18 protein-coding genes are annotated in these 22937 nt (G+C 64.1%); 10 read left to right on the forward strand and 8 right to left on the reverse strand.

Annotation, left to right across the window (positions count from 1 at the left end; all coding sequences use genetic code 11):
• Positions 1-107: 107 nt before the first annotated feature.
• Positions 108-1112 (reverse strand): GTP 3',8-cyclase MoaA, encoded by a 1005-nt coding sequence (moaA, locus tag ACXAD2_RS17425; RefSeq protein WP_475172265.1) that lies wholly within the window; start codon positions 1110-1112, stop codon positions 108-110.
• Positions 1113-1196: 84 nt separating this feature from the next.
• On the opposite strand from moaA, the gene ACXAD2_RS17430 reads away from it, so the two are divergent.
• The 3 genes from ACXAD2_RS17430 to ACXAD2_RS17440 all read left to right on the forward strand — a co-directional run bounded on the left by ACXAD2_RS17430 (position 1197) and on the right by ACXAD2_RS17440 (position 3936).
• The gene (locus tag ACXAD2_RS17430) at positions 1197-1736 is read left to right on the forward strand and encodes a hypothetical protein (RefSeq protein ID WP_475172267.1); all 540 of its coding nucleotides are present in this window, start codon (positions 1197-1199) and stop codon (positions 1734-1736) included.
• A gap of 146 nt (positions 1737-1882) precedes the next feature.
• A protein-coding gene (prfB, locus tag ACXAD2_RS17435; RefSeq protein WP_066099492.1) for a peptide chain release factor 2 occupies positions 1883-3005 on the forward strand; the annotation gives its coding sequence in 2 pieces (ribosomal slippage) (positions 1883-2836 and positions 2838-3005; 1122 coding nt in all).
• Between the two features lie 88 nt (positions 3006-3093).
• Positions 3094-3936 (forward strand): DUF2189 domain-containing protein, encoded by an 843-nt coding sequence (locus ACXAD2_RS17440; RefSeq protein ID WP_475172273.1) that lies wholly within the window; start codon positions 3094-3096, stop codon positions 3934-3936.
• Positions 3937-3997: 61 nt separating this feature from the next.
• Here ACXAD2_RS17440 and ACXAD2_RS17445 read toward each other — a convergent pair whose 3' ends face one another.
• Positions 3998-4816: a helix-turn-helix domain-containing protein gene (locus ACXAD2_RS17445; RefSeq protein WP_083191101.1), complete on the reverse strand. Its 819-nt coding sequence runs from the start codon at positions 4814-4816 to the stop codon at positions 3998-4000.
• Between the two features lie 227 nt (positions 4817-5043).
• Here ACXAD2_RS17445 and ACXAD2_RS17450 point away from each other — a divergent pair, with 227 nt between their 5' ends.
• Entirely contained in the window at positions 5044-5397 is a 354-nt protein-coding gene (locus ACXAD2_RS17450; protein ID WP_475172277.1) for a S1 domain-containing protein, read from the forward strand.
• 94 nt (positions 5398-5491) lie between these two features.
• Here the strand turns inward: ACXAD2_RS17450 and ilvN are convergent, their stop codons facing one another.
• Positions 5492-6055, reverse strand: coding sequence for an acetolactate synthase small subunit (gene ilvN, locus ACXAD2_RS17455; protein ID WP_066099499.1), 564 nt, complete (start codon positions 6053-6055; stop codon positions 5492-5494).
• A 172-nt stretch (positions 6056-6227) separates the two neighbouring features.
• Between ilvN and ACXAD2_RS17460 the strand changes: the two genes are divergently transcribed.
• The gene (locus tag ACXAD2_RS17460; protein WP_475172281.1) at positions 6228-6758 is read left to right on the forward strand and encodes a hypothetical protein; all 531 of its coding nucleotides are present in this window, start codon (positions 6228-6230) and stop codon (positions 6756-6758) included.
• Between the two features lie 253 nt (positions 6759-7011).
• On the opposite strand, the gene ACXAD2_RS17465 is transcribed toward ACXAD2_RS17460, so the two are convergent.
• On the reverse strand, positions 7012-8766 hold the full coding sequence (locus ACXAD2_RS17465) for an acetolactate synthase 3 large subunit (protein ID WP_475172285.1): 1755 nt from the start codon (positions 8764-8766) through the stop codon (positions 7012-7014).
• A gap of 427 nt (positions 8767-9193) precedes the next feature.
• Here ACXAD2_RS17465 and ACXAD2_RS17470 point away from each other — a divergent pair, with 427 nt between their 5' ends.
• Entirely contained in the window at positions 9194-9415 is a 222-nt protein-coding gene (locus tag ACXAD2_RS17470; protein ID WP_475172288.1) for a hypothetical protein, read from the forward strand.
• Positions 9416-9511: 96 nt separating this feature from the next.
• Here ACXAD2_RS17470 and ACXAD2_RS17475 read toward each other — a convergent pair whose 3' ends face one another.
• Positions 9512-10186 carry a response regulator transcription factor gene (locus ACXAD2_RS17475; protein ID WP_164181981.1) on the reverse strand — a complete coding sequence of 225 codons (675 nt, stop codon included), beginning with the start codon at positions 10184-10186 and terminating at the stop codon, positions 9512-9514.
• On the reverse strand, positions 10183-11595 hold the full coding sequence (locus ACXAD2_RS17480) for a cache domain-containing protein (protein ID WP_475172296.1): 1413 nt from the start codon (positions 11593-11595) through the stop codon (positions 10183-10185). The genes ACXAD2_RS17475 and ACXAD2_RS17480 overlap by 4 nt, the downstream gene beginning before the upstream one ends.
• A 259-nt stretch (positions 11596-11854) precedes the next feature.
• Here ACXAD2_RS17480 and ACXAD2_RS17485 point away from each other — a divergent pair, with 259 nt between their 5' ends.
• From ACXAD2_RS17485 to metH, 4 genes are all read left to right on the forward strand, one after another.
• Entirely contained in the window at positions 11855-12940 is a 1086-nt protein-coding gene (locus ACXAD2_RS17485; protein WP_475172300.1) for a TRAP transporter substrate-binding protein, read from the forward strand.
• 134 nt (positions 12941-13074) lie between these two features.
• On the forward strand, positions 13075-14004 hold the full coding sequence (locus ACXAD2_RS17490) for a TRAP transporter small permease subunit (RefSeq protein WP_475172302.1): 930 nt from the start codon (positions 13075-13077) through the stop codon (positions 14002-14004).
• Positions 14005-14019: 15 nt separating this feature from the next.
• A complete protein-coding gene (locus ACXAD2_RS17495; protein ID WP_475172305.1) occupies positions 14020-16374 on the forward strand; it encodes a TRAP transporter large permease in 2355 nt (784 codons plus the stop codon).
• 222 nt (positions 16375-16596) lie between these two features.
• Positions 16597-20367 carry a methionine synthase gene (gene metH, locus ACXAD2_RS17500; protein WP_475172311.1) on the forward strand — a complete coding sequence of 1257 codons (3771 nt, stop codon included), beginning with the start codon at positions 16597-16599 and terminating at the stop codon, positions 20365-20367.
• A 133-nt stretch (positions 20368-20500) separates the two neighbouring features.
• Here metH and ACXAD2_RS17505 read toward each other — a convergent pair whose 3' ends face one another.
• Both ACXAD2_RS17505 and ACXAD2_RS17510 read right to left on the reverse strand, forming a co-directional pair.
• On the reverse strand, positions 20501-21565 hold the full coding sequence (locus ACXAD2_RS17505; RefSeq protein WP_157373873.1) for an FAD-binding oxidoreductase: 1065 nt from the start codon (positions 21563-21565) through the stop codon (positions 20501-20503).
• Between the two features lie 17 nt (positions 21566-21582).
• Positions 21583-22818: an aromatic ring-hydroxylating oxygenase subunit alpha gene (locus ACXAD2_RS17510; protein WP_475172318.1), complete on the reverse strand. Its 1236-nt coding sequence runs from the start codon at positions 22816-22818 to the stop codon at positions 21583-21585.
• Positions 22819-22937: the final 119 nt, after the last annotated feature.

The following is a 22937-nucleotide window of genomic DNA, read 5'->3' on the forward strand; positions in this document are numbered from 1 at the left end:
TCTCTTTGAAAATACGCCGGGGGTGAGCCGCGCAGCGGCGAGGGGGCAGAGCCCCCTTAGTTTCACCCGTTCAGGCTCGCCCCCTCAGTTCCAGAGCGTCACGCGGTTCAGCCGCCGGTATGGCTCATGTGCCGCGACACGCGCCCGTCCACCGACTGGCGCGAATAGTCGAAATCATGGCCCTTGGGCTTGCGCGCAATGGCAGCGCGGATCGCCTCTTCGAGCGGCGCGTCGCTGCCCGGATGGTTGCGCAGCGGTGCGCGCAGATCGGCGTTGTCCTCTTGACCGAGGCACATATAAAGCTCGCCGGTGCAGGTCAGCCGCACGCGGTTGCAGCTTTCGCAGAAATTGTGCGTCAGCGGGGTGATGAAGCCGATCTTCTGGCCGGTCTCTTCCAGACGCACGTAGCGGGCCGGGCCGCCGGTGCTTTCGGGCAGATCGGTGAGCGTATATTGCTCGGCAAGCTTGGCGCGCACATCCGACAGCTTCCAGTACTGGCCCAGACGGTCCTCATTACCGATGTCACCCATGGGCATGACCTCGATCCACGTCAGATCGATGCCGCGCTCGGCGCACCATTCGGTCATCGAGAACAGCTCGTCCTCGTTGAAGCCCTTCAGCGCCACGGCGTTCAGCTTCACCCGCATGCCCACGGCCTGAGCCGCGTCGATGCCGCGCAGCACCTGCGGCAGGCGGCCCCAGCGGGTGATGTCGGCGAATTTCTGTTCGTCCAGCGTGTCGAGCGAGATGTTCACCCGGCGCACGCCCGCGTTCCACAGCGGCTGCGCAAAGCGTTCGAGTTGCGAGCCATTGGTGGTCAGCGTCAATTCCTTCAGCGCCCCGGAGTTGAGATGCCGGGTCATCGCGCCAAAGAAGGTCATGATGTCGCGCCGGACCAGAGGCTCACCGCCGGTGATGCGCAGCTTTTCGACGCCAAGGCCGACGAAGGTCGAGCACAGGCGGTCCAGCTCTTCGAGCGTCAGAAGCTCCTTCTTGGGCAGGAAGCTCATGTTCTCGGACATGCAATAGACGCAGCGGAAATCGCAGCGGTCCGTCACCGAGACGCGCAGGTAGGAGATCGGGCGGAGGAATGGATCGACAAGCGGGGTCATGGGTCTGAATGTATGCGCGAAACCCTGCCGGGACAAGCCGCTGCGCGATTGTCAGACCGGGGGGTGCGCCCTAATCTTGCACACATGACAGTGAACGTTGCGACACACGCCCCGATCCGCAGCCGCGCGCCCAAGCTGGCGCTGGCGCAGAAACTCGTTTTAGGCGCGGCGCTTGTCGCGCTTGGTGCCTGCGCGCAGCAGGGCGCGCAGAGCCCGACCAGCCCCGCGCCCGAGGCGCAGAGCCCGACCCAGACCGCGGTGACCACGGCGCGCCCGCCGGCCAGCGCGCGTACCGAGGAAGAGTTCGACACCACCAGCGTCGAAGAACGCGCCGCCGCCGCCGCCGCGCCGAGCAGTTCCGAGCGTCAGCTTGGCAGCACGGTGGCCTCGCTCGGTGATCCTGCCGAGCCGGGCTTCTGGCTCGAAACGCCGCTGGTCTCGAGCGTGACCAAGGGCAGGGTGGTCTATCCCGGCACCGGCAAATCGGCGCAGGTCGAGCTTCGGCCCATCGACGGCCCGGCCTCGGGGGGCAGCCGGATCTCGCTGGCCGCAATGCGCCTCATCGGCGCGCCGCTGACCGATCTGCCGACCATCACGGTCTACGCGGGCGGCGCGGCCAGCTGAGCGCGGCCCAACGCGTCGTGGCGCGGCGGGGGCGGGCGGCCCCCGATCCCCGGCACGCGCTCTGCGCTTGAAGGGCGACCGGCGCTGGTTTATGTCCCCCGGAACAAACGCCAGACCAAAACCGCCCTTTTCCCAGGAAGACCCGCATGCGCGCCGAGATCCAGAACACCGTCGAGAAAATCAAGAAGTCGGTCGACCTGCTGGAGCAGCGCCTTGACTGGGAGACCGCCGAATTCCGGCTCGAGGAGTTTAACGCGCGGGTCGAAGACCCGAACCTCTGGGACGATCCCGCCGCAGCGCAAAAGCTGATGCGCGAGCGTCAGCAGCTGGTGGATGCCATCGACACCTACAAGTCGATCAAGCAGGAACTGGCGGATCAGATCGAACTGATCGAGCTGGGCGAGATGGAAGAAGACGACGAGGTCGTCGCCGAGGCCGAGACGTCGCTCAAGGCGCTGGCCGAGACGGCGGGGCAAAAAGAGCTTGAGGCGCTGCTCGACGGCGAGGCCGACGGCAATGACACCTTCCTTGAGATCAACGCCGGTGCCGGTGGCACCGAGGCCTGTGACTGGGCCGCCATGCTGCAGCGGATGTACGTCCGCTGGGCCGAAAAGCGCGGCTATGAGGTCGAGCTGCAATCGGAAGAAGCGGGCGCCGAGGCGGGCATCAAATCCTGCGCCTACAAGATCTCCGGCCCCAACGCCTATGGCTGGCTGAAGTCCGAGAGCGGCGTGCACCGTCTGGTGCGCATCTCGCCCTTCGGCAAGGGCACGCGCGAGACCTCCTTTGCCTCGGTCTGGGTCTACCCGGTGGTCGACGACAATATCGAGATCGAGGTGAACCCCGCTGACATCCGCGTCGACACCTACCGCTCGTCCGGCGCGGGCGGCCAGCACGTGAACACCACCGACTCCGCCGTTCGGATCACCCACCACCCCACGGGCATCGTCGTGACCTCGTCGGAAAAGTCGCAGCACCAGAACCGCGATATCGCCATGAAGGCGCTGAAATCGCGGCTCTATCAGATGGAGCTCGACAAGCGGAACGCGGCGATCAACGAAGCCCATGAGAACAAGGGCTCGGCGGGCTGGGGCAACCAGAATCCGGTCGTACGTGCTGCAGCCCTACCAGATGGTGAAGGACCTGCGCACCAGCCACGAGACCTCGGACACCCAAGGCGTGCTCGACGGCGATCTCGACCCGTTCATGGGCGCGACGCTGGCGCAGCAGGTCTCGGGCAAGTCCCGCGCCGACGCCCGCGACGACTGATCCTGCCACGCCTGCCCGACAGGATGCTTGCCTAACGCGGTCCCTCCCGGCTTAAATCTCCTGCAAGAGGGGATCGGAGGGAAGGCGTATGGAGCGTATCGGGTCGGAGAGGACTGGGGAGGACAGAGACGGGCGGCGCTTCGGTCCGGATGATCACGCCGAGGCCCCGTTGCACGGGGTGCCCGAGTTTTCCGACGTCACGGTCAAGACATTGCGCAAGGCATTGCGGCAGGGCTGGTCCGATCTGGTCTTCGCGCCGGGCTTCGCGCTCGTCTTTGCCGGCGTCTACGTGCTGGCGGGCCTGTTTCTGGCATGGCTGACCATGGCGACCGGCACCAGCTATTGGCTGGTTCTGGCGGCGATCGGCTTTCCGCTGATCAGCCCCTTTGCGGCGGTGGGCTTTTACGAGGTCTCGCGCCGTCTCGAACGCGGCCAGCCCTTGGACTGGATGCAGATCTTCAGCGTCATCCTGCGGCAGTCGAAACGGCAATTGCCCTCGCTCTGCGCGGTGATCGTGATCGTCTTTCTGTTCTGGTTCTTCCTCGGCCACATGATCTTTGCGCTGTTCCTCGGGCTTGCGCCGATGACCAATGTGTCCTCGAGCCTCGAGGTGTTCCTCACGCCAAACGGGCTGACCATGCTGGCGGTGGGCTCGGTTGTGGGGGCGGGGTTTGCCACGCTGCTTTACATGATCACCGTGCTGGCGCTGCCGCTGCTTTTGGACCGGGACGTGGATTTCGTCACCGCGATGATCGCGTCGTTCCAATATGTTGCCGCCCACCCGCTGCCGATGTTCGGCTGGGGTGTGCTGCTGGCGCTGGTGACCTTCGTGGCGATGCTGCCGGCGTTTCTGGGGCTCTTCGTCGCCTTGCCGGTGCTGGGACATGCGACGTGGCACCTTTACGATCTGCTGCGGGTCGACGGCACGTGATGGATGGCGGATGAGGGGAGTGCTGGGCGGGGCGCCGGGTCTGACGGCACCCCGCTTGTGGTCAGCGGAACGGCTCGTTGACGCGCAACTGCTGGCGGTGGAAGGGCACAAGCTCTTTCATCGTCCGGTAGCCGGCACCGCGCGCAGCGGCGAGCACCTTGTGGGTGTCATGGCCGAGGTATTCGTAGACCAGCCGCGCCGCGCGCCTGCCCGAAGGGTTCTCGGGGGTGGTGCGCACGGTGTAGCCAACCCAGAAATGGTTGGCGAGCGCGGCAGCGCGCGACAGGTAGTTGAACGAGGTGGTCACCGCATCGCGGCGGCTGACCAGCGCGGCGATCCCTTCGGCCTGCGGCATGACCAGCCCGCGATACTCGCGCGAGGCGGCATCGGTGGGCAGATCATACATGGCCAGCGCCTCTTTCGGCTCGAAGCCGCGCAGGAAGGTATAGCCGCCCTGACGCGAAATATGCACGACGCCGACGACGAAACGCTCTTCTTCGGAGAAGGCAGCGCGCGAGAAGCGGTAGAAGCCCGAGGGGAAATCATCCTCGACCAGCCCCTTCATTCCGGCACCGACATAATCGGCGATGAACGGATGGCTCAGCAGATCGCGCGGCTCTTGCCGGATCTCCTCGACCGGTTCGAGCAGAATGCGTGCGTCGACGTTGAAGAAGGTACAGATGCGGTGCAGCACGTCCGGCCGCGGGAAGGACTCCCCCGCCAGATAGCGATTGAACTGCGTCCGGTTAATTCCGAGGTCGCGGCACAGGGCGGAAATGGAGGGGGCGTGTTTCCCGAGCCTTCGAAGATTTGCACCGAACACGCTGCGCAATTCTGCGGGGCTGGGCTGTGATTGTCTGTCTCCGGGACGGTTTGCCATGCCGCTTTCTTTCTTCTTCGAGACAGTTCCTTCAAGGACAACGCCATCCATGGGCAATTTCTCCCTTTGAACCGATTACCTGTCGCGCTATAGCGTCAGCGTTGATGCCATTGCGCACCAAGCGTTGCGCATATTGTCACAAAAAGCAAGCGTGCGTCACGTTTCGCGCGATGTGCCCAGGTGCTTGAGTGCGTCAGTGTTAAGTGGAGAGACGGTGGGGGGTGTCCATGTCACAGAAAATGTATGGTGTTGTACTTTGGGCCGATCAAACCGAACAGAAAGCGGTCATCTGGTGTGAGGACCATGGTGATCTGGCTTATTGGCACAATTCAAATCCGAGCATTCACGACGGCGCGGAACTGGATGTGGGGGACCTCATTCAATTCGAGGTCACCGAGGGCGAGAGCCTGCGGCGGGCAAGCAATCCTGAACGTCTTGAGTCGCAATCCTACTTCGGTCTTGCTCAGAGTTTGCGCGCTGTGGAGTCTTCCGCAACGCCGAGCATGGTCGATCGTCCGGCTGGGGAGCGGGTGATCGCCTTTCCGGGGGCACGCCGACGTGAAAAGGCTTTTGTCGCCTAGCCACCACTCCGGAACGTCGCGTCCTTGGAACAAAGAAAGGGTCCGCTAAGCGGACCCTTTCGCATTTCTACCCAATGTGTTGCGCGTCTTGTGCTCAGTCGTGTCCGCGCGACAGCGCCGCGACCCCGGTGCGCGCCACCTGAACAAGGCCCAGCGGGCGCATCAGGTCGGCAAAGGCGTCGATCTTGTCAGGCGTGCCGGTGAGTTGAAAGACAAAGCTCTCGAGCGTGCTGTCCACCACATTGGCGCGGAAGATGTCCGCAAGGCGCAGCGCCTCGACCCGCTTGTCGCCAGCGCCCACGACCTTCAGCAGCGCCAGTTCCCGCTCGACCGAGCTGCCTTCGGCGGTCAGGTCGTGCACGTCGCGCACCGAAACGATGCGGCCAAGCTGTGCCTTGATCTGTTCGATCACCTGCGGCGTGCCGGTGGTGACGATGGTGATCCGCGACAGATGCCCCTCGTGATCCACCTCGGCCACGGTCAGGCTGTCGATGTTATAGCCGCGCCCGGAAAAGAGCCCGATAACCCGCGCCAGAACGCCCGGCTCGTTTTCCACCAGAACGGTAATCGTATGGGTTTCCTGCACGTCCGAGAATGTCGGCCGGAGGTTATAGGCCGAATGTTTGGACGAACCTTTCTTGATCTGTAGCGGCGACATTATTGCAGCTCCTTATTGCAACGCTGGGCGCGGGACGGGCATTCGGGCAATTGTGGCGGATTGTTGACCGCTTGTTGACACAATGTTGCCTAAATTTTTGGAAACCGTTTCGCTCTCTTTTTCGTGACTCCTGCTGTGCGTCGTAAGGCGCATGCAACAGGAGGAGTTATTGATGTTCGGAATTTTCAGGGGCTTCGGCTCGAAGGACGAAGACCAGCACGACGGTGGCCTGCATGTGGATCTGCTGGCCGATGTGAATATCGGCGGCGACGATGGGATCGATATCGGGGCGATTGCCGATGTGGACCTCGACGAAGACGGGCTCGACACCGATGTGCTGGCCGGGGTCAACGTGGGCGGCGACGACGGCATCGACGTGGATGCCTTTGCCAGCGCCGATCTCGATGAGGACGGGCTGGATGTCGACGTGCTTGCCGATGCAGATATCGGCGGCGACGACGGGATCAACGTCGATGCTTTTGCCAGCGCCGATCTCGATGAGCATGGGCTGGACGTTGACGCCATCGCCGATGCGGATGTGGGCGAGGCGATCGATGTCACCGCTCTGGCAGACGCGGATGTCGGTGAGGACATCAATCTTTTTGCGCTGCTCACCGGCAATGTCGAAAGCGGCTCTGACGAGCACGGCGGCGAGGAATACGCCGACGATTGCGACGACGGGCTGCTCGATTTCATCCTGTAAGCCGGTTTCAGAAAGCCCTTTTCAACCGGCATTTCAGCGAAGATTTCAGCATGGCTCGCGCGGCGCCCTGAACGGGGGCGCCGCGTTTTTCTTGCCCGCAGCGGCAGGGCGCACGCAAGGGATGCGTCGCATTGGCGGGCTGGGTGGCTGGCCGAAGTGATGGCGGCAAAGATCATCCGGCTTCCTCCTCTGACCGGCGCTGCGGAACATGCGTGGGGTGGGGGCGGACGGGGCAGCCCCGTCCGCTGAAGGCTCAGACCAGCACCGCGCCCTTGCCGGCGATGGCGTTGGTCGCCTGTGCGTCGCCCAGCAGCATCTTGTTGTGCGGCTCGCCCGACGGGATCATCGGGAAGCAGTTCTCGTGCTTCTCGACGAGGCAGTCGAAGATCACCGGCCCGTCGTAGTTGATCATCTCCATGATCGCGTCGTCGAGATCGGCGGGATCCTTGCAGATAATGCCCTTGGCCCCGAAGGCCTCGGCCAGCTTGACGAAATCGGGCAGCGCCTCGGACCAGCTTTGCGAATAGCGCTCGCCGTGCAGCAGCTGCTGCCACTGGCGCACCATGCCGAGCCGCTCGTTGTTGAGGATGAACTGCTTCACCGGCAGGTTGAACTGCACCGCGGTGCCCATCTCCTGCATGTTCATCAGCCAAGACGCCTCGCCCGCCACGTTGATCACCAGCGCATCGGGATGGGCGACCTGCACGCCGATCGAGGCGGGGAAGCCGTAGCCCATGGTGCCAAGGCCGCCCGAGGTCATCCAGCGGTTGGGATCCTCGAAGCCGAGGAACTGCGCCGCCCACATCTGGTGCTGGCCCACTTCGGTGGCGATATAGCGGTCATGGCTCTTGGTCAGCGCCTCGAGCCGCTGCAGCGCGTACTGCGGTTTGATCGTGGTCTCGGAGTTCTTGTAGGTCAGGCATTCGACCTTCTTCCACTCTTCGATCTGACGCCACCATTTGGCGATGGCCTCGCGGTTCACCTTGCGGCCGCGCGCCTTCCAGATCTTCAGCACGTCCTCGAGCACATGGCCCACGTCGCCGACGATCGGGATATCGGCCTTGATCACCTTGTTGATCGACGAGGGATCGATGTCGATATGCGCCTTCTTCGAGCGCGGTGAGAAGGCATCGAGGCGCCCGGTGATCCGGTCGTCGAAGCGTGCGCCGATGTTGATCATCAGATCGCAGCCGTGCATCGCGAGGTTGGCCTCGTAAAGACCATGCATGCCGAGCATCCCCAGCCACGCCTTGCCCGACGCCGGGTAGGCGCCAAGACCCATGAGCGTTGAGGTGATCGGGAAGCCGGTGGCCTCGACGATCTCGCGCAGCAACTGGCTCGCGGCAGGGCCCGAGTTGATCACGCCGCCGCCGGTGTAGAACACCGGTTTCTCGGCGGTCTCAATGGCCTCGACCAACTGAGTGATCGTCTCGATATCGCCCTTCACCTGCGGCTGGTAGTGGCCGACCGGTGCCTGCGGCTTGGCGGTATAGGTGCCGGTGGCGAACTGCACATCTTTGGGAATGTCGATCAGCACTGGGCCGGGGCGGCCCGAGGTCGCCACGTGAAAGCCCTGATGGATGGTGGCCGACAGTTTGTCGGTCTCTTTCACCAGCCAGTTGTGCTTGGTGCAGGGACGGGTAATGCCGACGGTATCGGCCTCCTGAAAGGCGTCCGAGCCGATCATGAAGGTGGGCACCTGACCCGAAAGGACGATGATCGGGATCGAATCCAGCAGCGCATCGGTCAGGCCGGTCACGGCGTTGGTCGCGCCGGGGCCGGAGGTCACCAGCGCCACACCCGGCTTGCCGGTCGAGCGGGCATAGCCTTCGGCAGCGTGGATCGCGCCCTGCTCATGCCGCACGAGGATGTGGCGGATGTCGTTTTGCTGAAAGATCTCGTCATAAATCGGTAGCACCGCGCCACCGGGATAGCCGAATACCGTGTCCACACCCTGATCCTTCAGGGCCTGAACCACCATCTTCGCTCCGGTCATCTGACGTGTCATCGCGGTCTCCGTTCCAGACGTCATTCACTTAATTTCTGTCGCGCACAAAAAAGCCCCCGAGGATTTCGGGGGCGCATGGGGGTCCATTATGGTTCCGATTACCGGCCCATGCGCCATGTCTCTACAATGATTACAAGTAGGCCCATAATCCGCAGACTCCCTTCGTGCGTGGGCCGGACCATAGGCGGAGGGGCAGGGGGCGTCAACACCTAACGCCACAGAAAAACTGCGTGCGGCGCGAGAAAAATTTACTTTTGTTGCGCGTGATGTGGGTGTGAATGATCTTTTACGAAACATTGCGCCAGTTTTGGCCTGCTGTGCGCCACGACTCGCGCATGACACGAGACCGCGCGTCAACGTGAATTGTGCGTGCGGCACCTGCGTGGAATACTGAACTGGAGGGTTTACTTATGCGCAGGAGGGAAACATGGCGCATCATCACAGGTTCTATCGCCGGGCGCGCGACTTTGGCGCGCTGAAGGCCGTCGCGCTGGTGGGGCTGCTCGTCCTGACCCAAGCGCTGTCCAGCATCCAGACCCATCACGCCGCCGAAGAGGCCGCGATCGAGACCGTGCATGTCCCGCAGCTGCTGCCCGCCATGTTCGGAGAGGCCGAAGACGCGGTGGCGAAGATCGGCAAGCTGATCTGAGCGCGGTCTGGCGGTGGCGGCTTTCGGGGCGCTGCCCCGTCCGCTGACGCGGACTCCCCGGGATATTTTTGCCAAGAGGAACGAGGGCGGGGGCGCTCAGCTGTTGACGCCGGTGCCCTGCAGCACACCATGTTCCAGCGCGTAGCGGGTGAGCCCGGCGGTGGAGCTGATGCCGAGCTTGCGCTTGATGTTCTTGCGGTGCGTCTCGACCGTGCGCACCGAGATATCCAGCGCCTGCGCCACTTCCTTGTTGGATTTGCCCTGCGCCAGCTGCAGCAGAATGGTCTGCTCGCGGTTGGTCAGCTGTTCGCGCCCGCCCGACATCACCGGCGCCAAAGCGCCCTCGGCACCGGTGCAGAGATAGCGCTCGCCGCGCATCACCGTGTCGATGGCGGTCTTGATCTCTTCGGTCGGCACATCCTTCAGCACATAGCCCGAGGCGCCATGGCCGAGCGCGGTGGTGATATATTGCGGGGTGTCATGCATCGACAGGATGAGGATGCGCGTCTCGGGGCGGCGTTCGAGGATCATCTCGGTGGCCGAAAGCCCGCCGAGGCCGGGCATGTTGAGATCCATCAGGATCACATCCGGCGACAGCTCGTCGAGCCGGTCGATCATGATCTGCCCGTCCGAGACCGTGGCCAGCACGGCAATGTCGTCATAGCTGTCGAGCAGCGCCTCGATCCCTTCGGCGACGAGCGGGTGATCGTCGACGATCACCACTTTGGTGGGCTCTGCGCCCTGCGCGTGCTGGGGGATGGGCTGTGTCATGCGGACGCCTTGCTGCTGGAAGTGGTTGCGCCGTCTTCGGGTGGCAGGAGGTGGGACAGCGGGATCTGCGCTTCGATAACCGTGCCAGATTTCGAGGACAAGATCCGCAAGCTTCCGCCAAGCTGATCCATGCGCTCCTGCATATTGCGCAGGCCGATGCCGCGCTGGCCGCGCGCCTTCTCGGGGTCGATGCCGTGGCCATTGTCCTCGATCCGGAGCGTGGCGCCGCGGCGATGACCGCGCAGGTCCATGGTGACCGAGGTGGCGCCGGAGTGGCGCTCGATATTGGTCAGCGCCTCCTGCGCGATGCGGTAGAGGGCGATCCGGCCCTCCTGATCGACGCGGTTGCGGAAGACCACCGTCTCGAGGCGGCTGGTGATGCCGGTGCGGGCCTCGAAATCGTCGATGAGTGCGCGCAGGGCGGGGCCGAGACCGAGATCGTCGAGCACGCCGGGGCGCAGGTCGCGGCTGATCCGGCGCACCTCCTGGATGGCTCCCGAAAGCGCCTCGGTGCCGCGGCCCAGCGTATCCATGGCGCGCGGGTCGTTCTGGCTGAGGCGGCGGCGGGTGATGTCGAGCGCGTATTTCACCCCGACGAGGATTTGGCTGATGCCGTCGTGCAACTCGCGCGCGACGCGGCGGCGCTCGTCCTCCTGCGCGTCAAACACCCGCTGCGTCAGTTCCTTGAGCTTGGCGTCCGCCAGCCGCCGTTCGCGCAGGTTCATCGCCAGCCCCGAGAGGAACACCATCAGCAGCGCGCCAAGGGTGATCCCGCCGATATAAAGGAAGGTGCGGCGGATGCGGGCCTGCACCTCGGTGCGGCTGGCGCTGACCGTGGCCAGCACGTCGTCGATCCAGACGCCGGTGCCCACCGCCCATTGCCAGTCCTGAAAGCCCAGCACGAAGGCGATCATCTCGGCCTCTTCGCCGGTCGAGGGTTTGGGCCAGAGAAACGAGTGATAGCCCGAACCCTGCCGGGCGATCTCGATCATCGGATCAACGATCGGCGTGCCCGCGCTGTCGGCCAGCCCCGACCAGTTCTTGCCGATCATGTCGGTGCGGCGCGGCGAGACCAGATTGGTGCCGTCGTAGTCGTAGACGAAGAACGAGCCGTCCTCGCCGTAGATCATCGCTGCGAGGATCTGCGCGACCTGCGTCTTGGCGGCCTCGTCGTCGGGGGCGGCGGCACCATAGATGAAGTAGAACCCGTTGCGCGCCTGCGTGACGTAGTTGCGCAGCTCCTGCTTCTTGGCTTCCAGAAGTTCGGTTTCGAGCTGGCGAATTTCACGCTCGGCCAGCATCCGCGACTGATAGGCCACCAGCAGCGCGATGGCGGCGCAGGCGAGGATCAGCGGCACCGAGGCCAGAAGAAAGAGCTTCTGTCCGTAGCTGAGGCTGAATTTCTGCATGAGCGCGCGCATCTTGTTCCAGTTACGCCACGATTCGGCCTTGAGGGAAGCCGGAAGGCGATTTTTCCCTAGAAATTCCGCAACGGAAGGCAAGGGGAAGCTGCCGTTTCGCTGCGTAATCGGCAATTTTATGTCGCGATTTACGTAGTGCTGGGTATTTCGTTTGCGCGCGCACCTGTCTTAGTCTGCCCGAACTGTAACGATCCGCGCGAGGACATGAGGAGATGGCCCGCGCCTGATAATCTATGGGAGGATTTAAATGGATCGTCGTTCCTTTCTGAGGGCGTCCACCGCTGGTGGTGCCGCTGCTGCCGCGTCTGCGCTTGCCGCTCCGGCCTATGCGCAGGGCAAGCGTACCCTCACCATGGTCACCACCTGGGGCCGCGGCCTTGCCGGTGTGCATGACAGCGCGCAATATTGCGCCGACCAGATCACTGCGGCCACAGATGGCCAGCTGACCGTCGAGCTGAAGGCCGCGGGCGAGCTCGTGGGCGCCTTCGAGGTGTTCGACGCGGTGTCCGCCGGTCAGGCCGACATGTACCATGGCGTGGACTACTACTTCCTCGGCCAGCACCCGGCGCTGTCGTTCTTCAGCCAGGTGCCCTTCGGCATGAACTTCATGGAATATGCCAACTGGTTCTACCATGATGGCGGCGAGGCGCTCTGCGACGAACTCTACTCGATCTTCGGCCTCAAGGCCTTCCCGTCGGGCAACACCGGCCCGCAGTCGGGCGGCTGGTTCTCGAAAGAGATCAACTCGCCGGAAGACTTCCAGGGCCTGAAGTTCCGTATGCCGGGCCAGGGCGGCCAGGTGCTGGGCAAGCTCGGCGCATCGGTGCAGAACCTGCCGGGCGCGGAAGTGTATCAGGCGCTGTCCTCGGGCGCGATCGACGGCACCGAGTGGATCGGTCCGTGGGCCGACGAGAAGGCCGGTTTCCAGGAAATCACCAAGATTTACTACACCGCCGGTTTCCACGAGCCGGGTCCGAACCTGAACCTGACCATGAACCTCGACGTGTTCGAGGGCCTGAGCGCAGGTCATCAGGAGATCGTCCGTCAGGTGGCGCGCGCGTCGAACCTGTGGACCATGTCGCTGTTCATGGCCAACAACTCGGCAGCGCTGCAGCGCCTGCAGTCCGGCGGCGTGAAGCTGATGGAATTCCCCGACAGCGTCTGGGATGCCTTCGGCGCCGCGGCCAAGGAAGTCATGGAAGAGCCCATGGGCGACGAGCTCTATGCCAAGTGCTTTGAGAGCTTCAACACCTCGCTGCGCTCCTCGGCACAGTGGATCAGCCGCTCGGAAGGCTCGTTCTCGGCACAGCGTAACCGCGTCATGGGTCTTTGATCCCACGCATACCGCAAAACGCGCCCCCGCTTCACGCGGGGGCGTCGCTGCTTCAAGACATCGCCCCGTCCGGGACCGCAATTTCGCAGGTCCGGGGGCGGCATCCAACAAGATAAGAAAAGGGGGCACCGGTCATGGAAGAGACAGCCTCGGGTGGGGCGTTCAGTGCGATACTGGACGCGCTGGCCTGGTTCTTCGGCAATATCGCCATGTCCTTCTGGAATTTCGGCTACGCACTGACGCATCCGTCAAGCTGGCTGAACTGGGCGGACAACGAGGCGGTGATGCGCTTCGTCTATTACGGCGCATCGGCAGAGTTCTTCTTTGTCGTGCTCACCACGTTCCTCGTGCTCACGGCGATCGGAATTTGGCGCAACAGCTTCATGTGGGGCATGGTGCGCGGGCTCGAAGCCTTCCACAACACCGTCGGGCGCGTCGCCGCATGGGCCGGTCTCATCATGGTGCTGCAGCAGGTGATCATCATCCTCGTGCAGCGCGTTTTCGCCCGGCCGGACCTGTCGTTCGGCTTTGGCGTTCCGGTGACCTTCGACGTCAGCTGGTGGTCCGAAGAGCTCAAGCTCTATAACGCCATCGTCGTGGCGCTCTGCCTTGCCTACACCTTCGTGCAGGGCGGGCATGTGCGCGTCGATCTGGTCTACTCGCCGGTGAAATACTCCACCAAGAAGATCATCGACATGTTCGGCAGCCTGTTCTTCATGATGCCGATGGCCACGCTGATGTGGCTTTACTCGTGGTTCTTCCTGTGGCGGCACCTGATCGTGCCCAAGCCCTCGGCCTCCGAAGGCCTCGAGCGGCTGGTGATGAAGGCCCGGGCGCTGCGCTGGAACGTCGAGACCATCGGCTTCAGCCCCAACGGCTTTTCCGCCTACTTCCTGTTCAAGATCCTGATCGTGCTGATGTGCGGCTTCATCTTCCTGCAGGGGGTCACCTTCTTCTGGCGCTCCTACCTCGAATGGAAAGAGGGCCCGGAGAGCGACGGCAAATACCACGATCACGACAAGGTCGAGCAGGGCGAAGAAGCCTACGACCACGCGGAATTCTGAGAGGGACATAGGTAAATGCTATTCGGACTCGATGGCGTCGAGATCGGCCTGATCATCGTCTTTCTCACGCTCTTTTCCTCGATCCTTTCGGGCTTCCCGGTGGCCTTCGCCATCGGCGGCGCGGGGGTCATCTCCTTTGGCATCATCGCCGCGCTCGACAGCGCGGGGCTGCTGATCCATCAGGCCATCGACACGGGCTCTGACGCCTATCGTGCGCTGGTCGCAAGCGGCGTGCGCGAGGACGCCATTTCCATCTTCCGTTATCCGGACCTGCCGCGCTACGCGATGCCGGTCTTTGATCGCGGCTGGGAAGTGGCGCTTGACCGCAACGTGTCGTTCATCGTCAACCGCATCAACGAGCGGGTCATCGCGGGCCAGTCCATCGAGACGCTGCTGGCCGTGCTGATGTTCGTGATGATGGGCATCGTGCTGGAACGCTCGAAGATCGCCAACGACCTGCTGACCACCATGGCGCGCGTCTTCGGACCGCTGCCGGGCGGCCTTGCGGTGTCGATCGTGGTGGTGGGCGCGTTCCTCGCGGCCTCCACCGGCATCGTCGGCGCAACGGTGGTGACCATGGGCCTGCTGGCCCTGCCGACCATGCTGCGCAACAACTACTCGCCCGAGCTGGCGACCGGCGTCATCGCCGCGTCGGGCACGCTGGGCCAGATCATCCCGCCGTCGATCGTGATCGTTCTGCTGGGCACGCTGGCCGGTGACCTCTACGCCACGGCGCAGGAAGACCGCGCGCAGCTTGCGGGCTGTACCGACGCGCTGACGCTGCTGGGCGAGCCTGCGGTGGTTTCCGTTGGCACGCTGTTCCAGGCGGCGCTGCTGCCGGGCATTCTGCTGGCGGTGCTCTACGCGCTTTATGCCTTCGGCTTTGCCATGTTCCGTCCGCAGTCCGCACCGCCGGTGCAGCTTGAAGGGTCCACCAGCGAGCCGGTGACCCGCGGCGAGGCCTTCACCTGGTACCTCGGCGTTCCGGCGCTGATCATCGCCGGCACGCTGGTACTGGGGCAGATCGGCATCGTCGGCTCGCAGTCGACGCAGGTCGACAGCTTCTCGGACAGCGGCCAGATGGCCTCGCTGCGCACCAACGTCGGTGAAGAGTGCAAGGCGTCGATGATCGACCTGCACGGTCAGGCGGCATGGGATGCGGCGGTGGCCGAACAGCAGGCTATCGACGAAGCTGGTGGGGTCGAGCAATCGCACCGTCTGAGCGCCGAAGAGATCGAGACCCTGCGCGCCGAAAAGATCGCCAATGCCGCGCCGATCGGCACCGGCATCGCGGTGATCGCCGTGCTGCTGGGCATCGTGCTGGCATGGGCACGGGCGGTCTCGCCCTCGTCCGAGCCGAAGCCGCTGCTGATCGGGGCAGGCGGTCTGGCGCTTGGTCTGCTGGTGGATGTGCTCTTCATCTCGCCCAGCACCTCGCCGCTCGCCACCGTGCTGATGATGCTCATCCCATGGGCCATCGCGCTCTGGGGCTGCAAGCACGCGGCAGCGCGCCTTGCGCAGAACGATCTCATCCGCGTGGTCTTCCCGCCGCTGGTGCTGATCGTCGCCGTGCTGGGCTCGATCCTCGGCGGCATCACCAACCCGACGCCCGCCGCGGCGCTCGGCGCGGCCGGTGCCATCATGCTGGCGGCCTACCGCAAGCTGGGCGAAGAGGGGCGCTCGCCGAAGATCATCCTGATGTCCACCTTCGCGGTGGCGATCATGATCCTCATCGGGGTGAACTTCGACCTGCGCGTCGGCACCGAGGGCGCGGGCGCCGAAACCTGGATCGCCTTCATGGTGGCACAGGCGGCCTATCTCTACGCGCTCTTTGGTCTGCTCTTTGCCTGCTGGGTGCTGTTCAAAGCGGGGGTGCTGACCCCGGCGGTGCGCGAGACGGCCAAGGTGACCTCGATGGTGTTCACCATCCTCGTGGCCTCGCAGCTGCTCAACCTCGTGGTGATCTCCTTTGGCGGCGAGCACTACATCCAGAGCTTCCTGCGCAGCTTCGATGACGAGCATAAGGTCTTCCTGATCGTCATGCTGGTGCTGTTCATCCTCGGCTTCGTGCTCGACTTCCTCGAGATCATCTACATCGTGGTGCCGATTGTCGGGCCGGTGATCTATGGCGGCAGCTTCGATCCCAAATGGGTGACCATCATGATCGCGGTGAACCTGCAGACCTCGTTCCTGACGCCGCCTTTCGGCTTCGCGCTGTTCTACCTGCGCGGCGTGGCGCCAAGCTCGGTGACGACGGGGCATATCTACCGCGGGGTGCTGCCCTTCGTGCTGATCCAGGTGGCCGGTCTTGCGCTGCTGTGGTTCGCGCCGGGGATCGTCACCATCGTGCCCGACCTGATCCCGAACTAATCGGTCCGGTGAGAGACAGCGAGGGGCGGGCCGAAAGGTCCGCCCCTTTGCGTTGCGGCCGGGCAAATCTCTTCAAAGAGATTTGCAAAAGCCTTGAGAGGCTTTTGGCCGCCGCTTGAGCCGTCTTCATATAAACGATGATTAATATGAGATGGCCTTCACCGCCCGAGATCGCTAGAGACGGCGCAACCAATGCTTGCCACCTCTGGCCCGGAGTCCGTCATGTCCGCTTCCATCCCGACCCGCTCCCCCGTCTTCGACCGTCTCGAGGCGGCCGCGCGCGAGCGCATCCTCATCCTCGACGGTGCCATGGGCACGCAGATCCAGAAGCTGGGCCTGTCGGAGGGCGACTTCCAAGGCTGCGGCGGCGGCGCCTGCACCTGCCACCTGCCGCATTCCAGCGACAAGCCGCAGCAGGGCAACAACGACATCCTCAACCTCACCCGCCCCGAGGCGATCGAGGAGATCCACTACCAATACGCCATGGCGGGCGCCGATATCGCCGAGACCAACACCTTCTCGTCGACCACCATCGCGCAGGCCGATTACGACATGCAGGCGGCGGTCTATGACCTCAACTTCGAGGGCGCGCGGCTGGCGCGCAAGGCCATGGACCGGGCCGAGGCCGAGGACGGGCGCGCGCGCTTCGTCGCTGGCGCGCTTGGGCCGACCAACCGCACCGCCTCGATCAGCCCCGACGTGAACAACCCCGGCTACCGCGCGGTGACCTTCGACCAGCTGCGCGAGGCCTATGCCCAGCAGGCGCGGGCGCTGATCGACGGCGGCATCGACATCCTGCTGATCGAGACGATCTTTGACACGCTGAACGCCAAGGCCGCGATCTTTGCCTGCGAAGAAGTGTTCGCCGAGCGCGGCGAGCGGCTGCCGGTGATGATCTCGGGCACGATCACCGACCTTTCGGGCCGCACGCTCTCGGGCCAGACGCCCACCGCCTTCTGGCACTCGGTGCGCCATGCCGCGCCGCTGACCATTGGCCTGAACTGCGCGCTTGGGGCCAATGCCATGCGCCCGCATCTTGCCGAGCTTTCGTCGGTGGCCGACACGCTGATTTGCGCCTATCCCAACGCTGGCCTGCCCAACGAGATGGGCGAATATGACGAGACTCCCGAGCAGATGGCCGAGCAGGTCGCTGGTTTTGCCCGCGACGGGCTGGTGAACATCGTTGGCGGCTGCTGCGGCTCGACCTATGACCACATCCGCGCCATCGCGGGGGCCGTGGCTGAGTACGCACCGCGCGAGATCCCCGAGCACATCCCGCAGATGCGCCTTTCGGGGCTGGAGCCCTTCACGCTCACCGAGGCGATCCCCTTCGTCAACGTCGGAGAGCGGACCAATGTCACCGGCTCCGCCCGCTTCCGCAAGCTGATCACCAATGGCGACTATGCCACCGCGCTCGAGGTCGCGCTCAATCAGGTCGAGAACGGCGCGCAGGTGATCGACATCAACATGGATGAGGGGCTCATCAACTCCAAGCAGGCGATGATCGAGTTCCTCAACCTCATCGCCGCCGAGCCCGACATCGCCCGCGTGCCGATCATGATCGACAGCTCCAAATGGGAGGTGATCGAGGCGGGCTTGCAATGTGTGCAGGGCAAGTCCATCGTCAACTCGATCTCGCTGAAGGAAGGCGAAGAGAGCTTCCTGCATCAGGCGCGTCTGTGCCGTGCCTATGGCGCTGCCGTGGTCGTGATGGCCTTTGACGAGACGGGCCAAGCCGACACCGAGGACCGCAAGGTCGAGATCTGCCAGCGCGCCTATAAGATCCTGACCGAGCAGGTGGGCTTCCCGCCCGAGGACATCATCTTCGATCCGAACGTCTTTGCCGTCGCCACCGGCATCGAGGAGCATGACAACTACGGCGTCGATTTCATCGAGGCCACCAAGCGCATCACCGAAACCTGCCCGCACGTCCACATCTCGGGCGGCGTGTCGAACCTGTCGTTCTCGTTCCGGGGCAACGAGCCAGTGCGTGAGGCGATGCACGCGGTGTTCCTCTATCATGCCATCCAGAACGGCATGGACATGGGCATCGTCAACGCGGGCCAATTGGCGGTCTATGACCAGATCGACGCCAAGCTGCGCGAGGCCTGCGAGGATGTGGTGCTGAATCGCAAACCCGCGAACGGCGGCTCGGCCACCGAGAACATGCTGGAACTGGCCGAGGAGTATCGCGGTCAGGGCGGCGCCAAGGGCCGCGAGAAGGACATGAGCTGGCGCGAGCTGCCCGTTGAGAAGCGGCTCGAGCATGCGCTGGTCAACGGCATCACCGAGTTCATCGACGCCGACACCGAAGAAGCCCGGCAGGCCGCCGAGCGCCCGCTGCACGTCATCGAAGGGCCGCTCATGGCCGGGATGAACGTGGTCGGCGATCTCTTTGGCGCGGGCAAGATGTTCCTGCCGCAGGTGGTGAAATCCGCCCGCGTGATGAAACAGGCCGTGGCGGTGCTGCTGCCCTACATGGAAGAGGAAAAGCGCCTGAACGGCGGCGATGGCCGCGAGAGCGCTGGCAAGGTGCTCATGGCCACGGTGAAGGGCGACGTACACGACATCGGCAAAAACATCGTCGGCGTCGTGCTGGCCTGCAACAACTACGAGATCATCGACCTCGGCGTCATGGTCCCGGCGGAGAAGATCCTCGCCACCGCGCGCGAGCGCAATGTGGATGTGATCGGCCTGTCGGGCCTCATCACCCCGTCGCTCGACGAGATGGTGCATGTGGCCTCGGAGATGGAGCGCGAGGGCTTCGACATTCCGCTGCTGATCGGCGGCGCGACCACCTCCCGCGTGCACACGGCGGTGAAGATTTACCCGCGCTACGGCGCCGGGCAGGCGGTGCATGTCAACGACGCCTCGCGCGCCGTGGGCGTGGTCTCGTCGCTGCTCTCGCCGGTGCAGAAGCCCGAGTATGTCGCGAATGTGCAGAGTGAATATGCCGACGTCGCCGAAAAGCACGCCCGCGCCGAACTGGCCAAGAAGCGCCTGCCGCTGGAGAACGCCCGCGCCAACGCGCTGAAACTCGATTTCCAGCCGCAGCACGCGCCGAGCTTCCTTGGCACCAAGGCCTTTGACGATTGGGATCTGGCCGAACTGGCGCGTTACATCGACTGGACGCCGTTCTTCCAGACATGGGAGATGAAGGGCGTCTATCCGAAGATCCTCGATGACGAGAAGCAGGGCGAGGCGGCGCGCGCGCTCTTTGACGACGCGCAGGCGATGCTCAAGAAGATCATCGACGAGAAGTGGTTCCACCCGCGCGCCGTGGTCGGCTTCTGGCCCGCCAACGCCGTGGGCGACGACATTCGCCTCTACAAGGACGAGACCCGCTCCGAGGAACTGGCGACCTTCTTCACCCTGCGCCAGCAGACCGCCAAGCGCGGCGACCGGCCCAATGTGGCGATGTCGGATTTTGTTGCGCCCGAGGGCACGCCCGATTACGTCGGCGGCTTTGTGGTGACCGCGGGCATCGAGGAAGAGCGCATCGCCAAGGAGTTCGAGGCGAAGAACGACGACTATTCGTCGATCCTCGTGAAAGCGCTGGCCGACCGTTTCGCCGAGGCCTTCGCCGAGCGCATGCACGAGATGGTGCGCCGCGAGCTTTGGGGCTACGCGCCGGATGAGGCCTGCACACCCGAGGAACTGATCGCCGAGAAATACGCTGGCATCCGCCCCGCGCCGGGCTATCCCGCGCAGCCCGACCACACCGAGAAGACGACCTTGTTCGAACTGCTTGATGCGACCAATGCCACCGGCGTCGAACTGACCGAGAGCTATGCCATGTGGCCGGGTTCGTCGGTGTCGGGGCTCTATATCGGCCATCCCGAGAGCTATTATTTCGGCGTGGCGAAGGTCGAGCGCGATCAGGTCGAGGATTACGCCGTGCGCAAGGGCATGGCGGTCGAGGAGGTCGAGCGCTGGCTCGCGCCGATCCTCAACTACGTGCCGGGCGGCGTAAAGACCGTGGCGGCAGAGTAAGCCCGAACGATAGCCGGGCGCGCGCGCCCGGCGGCTTCGCCTTGAGTTCGGGTGGATCACCCTTCGGGCAGTGACAAAAAGGGCCGCCGCGATCTCTCGCGACGGCCTTTTCCTTGTCCGTGTCTGAATGCGCTCAGGCCTCGACTTCGACCTTGCCGATGGGATGCGAGCAGCAGGCCAGCACGTAGCCGTCGGCGATATCCTCTTCGGTGATGCCGCCATTGTGCACCATGTGGACCTGACCCGAGGTCTTCTTGATCTTGCAGGTGCCGCAGACGCCGAAGGTACAGCCCGAGGGAATATTGAGACCCGCCGAGCGTGCGGTGGCGAGGATCGTATCGGTCTCCTTGCAGCTCTGGGTGACGCCGGAGGAGGCGAAGGTAACCTCGGCAGAGACGTCGTGCTCGGGCACCACATCGCCCTCGGTCGCATCCTGCTCTTCCTTGGCCAGAGAGGGCTGGAAGCTCTCTTGATGGTAGCGGTCCATGTCGTAGCCAAGGCCCTGCAGCGCCTCGCGCACCGCCTGCATGAAGGGCTCGGGGCCGCAGCAGAACACCTCGCGCTCCAGATAGTCCGGCGCGGTGAGGCCCAGCATCAGCTGGTTGAACATGCCCTTGTAGCCGGTCCACGGGTGGAACCGGTCGCCTTCCTCGACCACCCAGCGCAGTTCGATGCCGTCGATGCGGCTGGCGATATGCTCGAGCCGCTCGCGGAACACGATGTCCGACGGGCGCTTGGCGCAGTTGATGAACACCACATCCGGGATGCGCCCCAGATCATACATATAGGTGACCATCGACATCATCGGGGTGATCCCCGAGCCCGCCGAGATGAACAGATACTTCTCGGCCGGGTGGTGATGCGAGGTGAAGTGCCCGGCCGGACCGATCGCCTTGATCCGCATCCCCGGACGCAGGTTGTCGAGCATCCAGCGCGTGCCGATCGAATCCGGCTGCGCCTTCACGGTGACGGTGATCGACAGCGCCCGCGACGGCGAGGACGAGATCGTATAGGTGCGGTGCAGCGGCCCGCCCGGCACCGGCAGTTCCAGCGTGACGAACTGGCCGGGCAGGTAGTCAAACAGCGCGCCCGACGGGGCCGCGAAACAGAAGGTCGACACATTCGGCGCCTCGGGGATGACCGAGACGCATTCCAGCATCTCGTCATCTTTCCAATAGCGCACGGCGGCGGAGGGCATGTTGTTTGCCGCCGCCATTATTCTGCTGCCATCCGTGCGGGGCTGAGACGTTTGGTCATCGTGTCGCAATACCAGTCGACGAATTGGTTCACGCCATCCTCATGGCTGGCCGAATAGGGGCCGGGCTCATAGGCGGGCGAGTTGATGCCCTGCTGGTTGTCCTCGACCACGACACGGTCCTCGTCGTTGGTGTGGATCCAGACGGTGGTGAGGTTCTCCAGATCGTAATCCACGCCTTCGACGGCATCCTTGTGCACGAGCCAGGTGGTCTGCACCTCGGTCTCGGTCGGGCTGATCGGGACGACGCGGAAGGTGATCGAATGATCCGACAGGAAGTGGTTCCAGGTGGTCGGATAGTGGAACTTCAGCAGCGTGCCCGCATCGTTGAACGGGATGCTGCCGAGGCGCTTTTGCACCGCGATCTTGCCGTTCATTGTATAGCTTTCGGCCCCGTCGAGCAGCGGCATGCGCGCAAGGCGGTACTGGCCATCGGCGCCCATCTGGAAACGCGAGGGCGCACCAGCGGCTTCAAGGCGGCTGAAGTGGCTTTCGACGATGGGCGGGAAGGTGCCGTCCTGCGACACGCCGGTGATCGTCGGATCCTCGGGGTAGGTGCGGCACAGCGACGGGTGGTTGCCGGCGCAGTGATAGCACTCGCGGTTGTTCTCCCACACCAGCTTCCAGTTGCCGTTCTCGACGATGGTCGACTGATGCGCGACCTTGGCGTTGCTCAGGTCGTGCACGGCGAGGAAGGGCTCGGCCATGGCGGCGAAGGCGTCGAAATCGGGTGCTTCATCGGCGAGGCAGATATAGACGAGGCCCGACAGCACACGGCAGTGCACCGGCTTCAGCCCATGCGACGAGGCGTCGAAATCGCTGCCCATGTCGCGCGCCCACAGCAGGCGTCCGTCAAGCTCGTAGGTCCACTGGTGGTAGGGGCAGACCAGCTTGGCGACCTGACCGGAGGCGGCCTTGCAGATCACCGAGCCGCGGTGGCGGCAGGTGTTGTGGAAGGCGCGGATCGAGCCATCGGGGCCGCGGACGATGACCACGCGGTAGGGGCCGACCTTCTGGGTGACATAGCTGCCGGTCTTGGGCAGCGCGGCGACCGGTGTGGCGAAGAGCCAGTCGCGGTACCAGATCTGCTCCATGTCCTGAGCGAAGATCTCGGGGTCGGTGTAGAAGGCCTGCTGCAGCGAATGGCCGGGCTTGCGGCGGCTCAGCAGGTCGAGGGTCTTGGCGTCAGCGGTCATGGCCGAACTCCGTAGGCCGGGCGCGGGGCCCGTGATCTCTGGTGGAGAAGGGGGCGCCCCGGAAGGCGACACCGCCCTCCGCGGTGGTGCGCGCTGCCGCTTCCGCTCCGAGCCGCACC

Source organism: Salipiger sp. ABN3_019 (assembly GCF_056158605.1).

Excerpts from the sequence above, each read along its gene's own strand:
- moaA (WP_475172265.1), bottom strand. The coding sequence starts at position 1,112 with ATGACCCCGCTTGTCGATCCATTCCTCCGCCCGATCTCCTACCTGCGC.
- ACXAD2_RS17430 (WP_475172267.1), top strand. The coding sequence starts at position 1,197 with ATGACAGTGAACGTTGCGACACACGCCCCGATCCGCAGCCGCGCGCCC.
- ACXAD2_RS17440 (WP_475172273.1), top strand. The coding sequence starts at position 3,094 with ATGGAGCGTATCGGGTCGGAGAGGACTGGGGAGGACAGAGACGGGCGG.
- ACXAD2_RS17445 (WP_083191101.1), bottom strand. The coding sequence starts at position 4,816 with ATGGCAAACCGTCCCGGAGACAGACAATCACAGCCCAGCCCCGCAGAA.
- ACXAD2_RS17450 (WP_475172277.1), top strand. The coding sequence starts at position 5,044 with ATGTCACAGAAAATGTATGGTGTTGTACTTTGGGCCGATCAAACCGAA.
- ilvN (WP_066099499.1), bottom strand. The coding sequence starts at position 6,055 with ATGTCGCCGCTACAGATCAAGAAAGGTTCGTCCAAACATTCGGCCTAT.
- ACXAD2_RS17460 (WP_475172281.1), top strand. The coding sequence starts at position 6,228 with ATGTTCGGAATTTTCAGGGGCTTCGGCTCGAAGGACGAAGACCAGCAC.
- ACXAD2_RS17465 (WP_475172285.1), bottom strand. The coding sequence starts at position 8,766 with ATGACACGTCAGATGACCGGAGCGAAGATGGTGGTTCAGGCCCTGAAG.
- ACXAD2_RS17470 (WP_475172288.1), top strand. The coding sequence starts at position 9,194 with ATGGCGCATCATCACAGGTTCTATCGCCGGGCGCGCGACTTTGGCGCG.
- ACXAD2_RS17475 (WP_164181981.1), bottom strand. The coding sequence starts at position 10,186 with ATGACACAGCCCATCCCCCAGCACGCGCAGGGCGCAGAGCCCACCAAA.
- ACXAD2_RS17480 (WP_475172296.1), bottom strand. The coding sequence starts at position 11,595 with ATGCAGAAATTCAGCCTCAGCTACGGACAGAAGCTCTTTCTTCTGGCC.
- ACXAD2_RS17485 (WP_475172300.1), top strand. The coding sequence starts at position 11,855 with ATGGATCGTCGTTCCTTTCTGAGGGCGTCCACCGCTGGTGGTGCCGCT.
- ACXAD2_RS17490 (WP_475172302.1), top strand. The coding sequence starts at position 13,075 with ATGGAAGAGACAGCCTCGGGTGGGGCGTTCAGTGCGATACTGGACGCG.
- ACXAD2_RS17495 (WP_475172305.1), top strand. The coding sequence starts at position 14,020 with ATGCTATTCGGACTCGATGGCGTCGAGATCGGCCTGATCATCGTCTTT.
- metH (WP_475172311.1), top strand. The coding sequence starts at position 16,597 with ATGTCCGCTTCCATCCCGACCCGCTCCCCCGTCTTCGACCGTCTCGAG.
- ACXAD2_RS17505 (WP_157373873.1), bottom strand. The coding sequence starts at position 21,565 with ATGCCCTCCGCCGCCGTGCGCTATTGGAAAGATGACGAGATGCTGGAA.
- ACXAD2_RS17510 (WP_475172318.1), bottom strand. The coding sequence starts at position 22,818 with ATGACCGCTGACGCCAAGACCCTCGACCTGCTGAGCCGCCGCAAGCCC.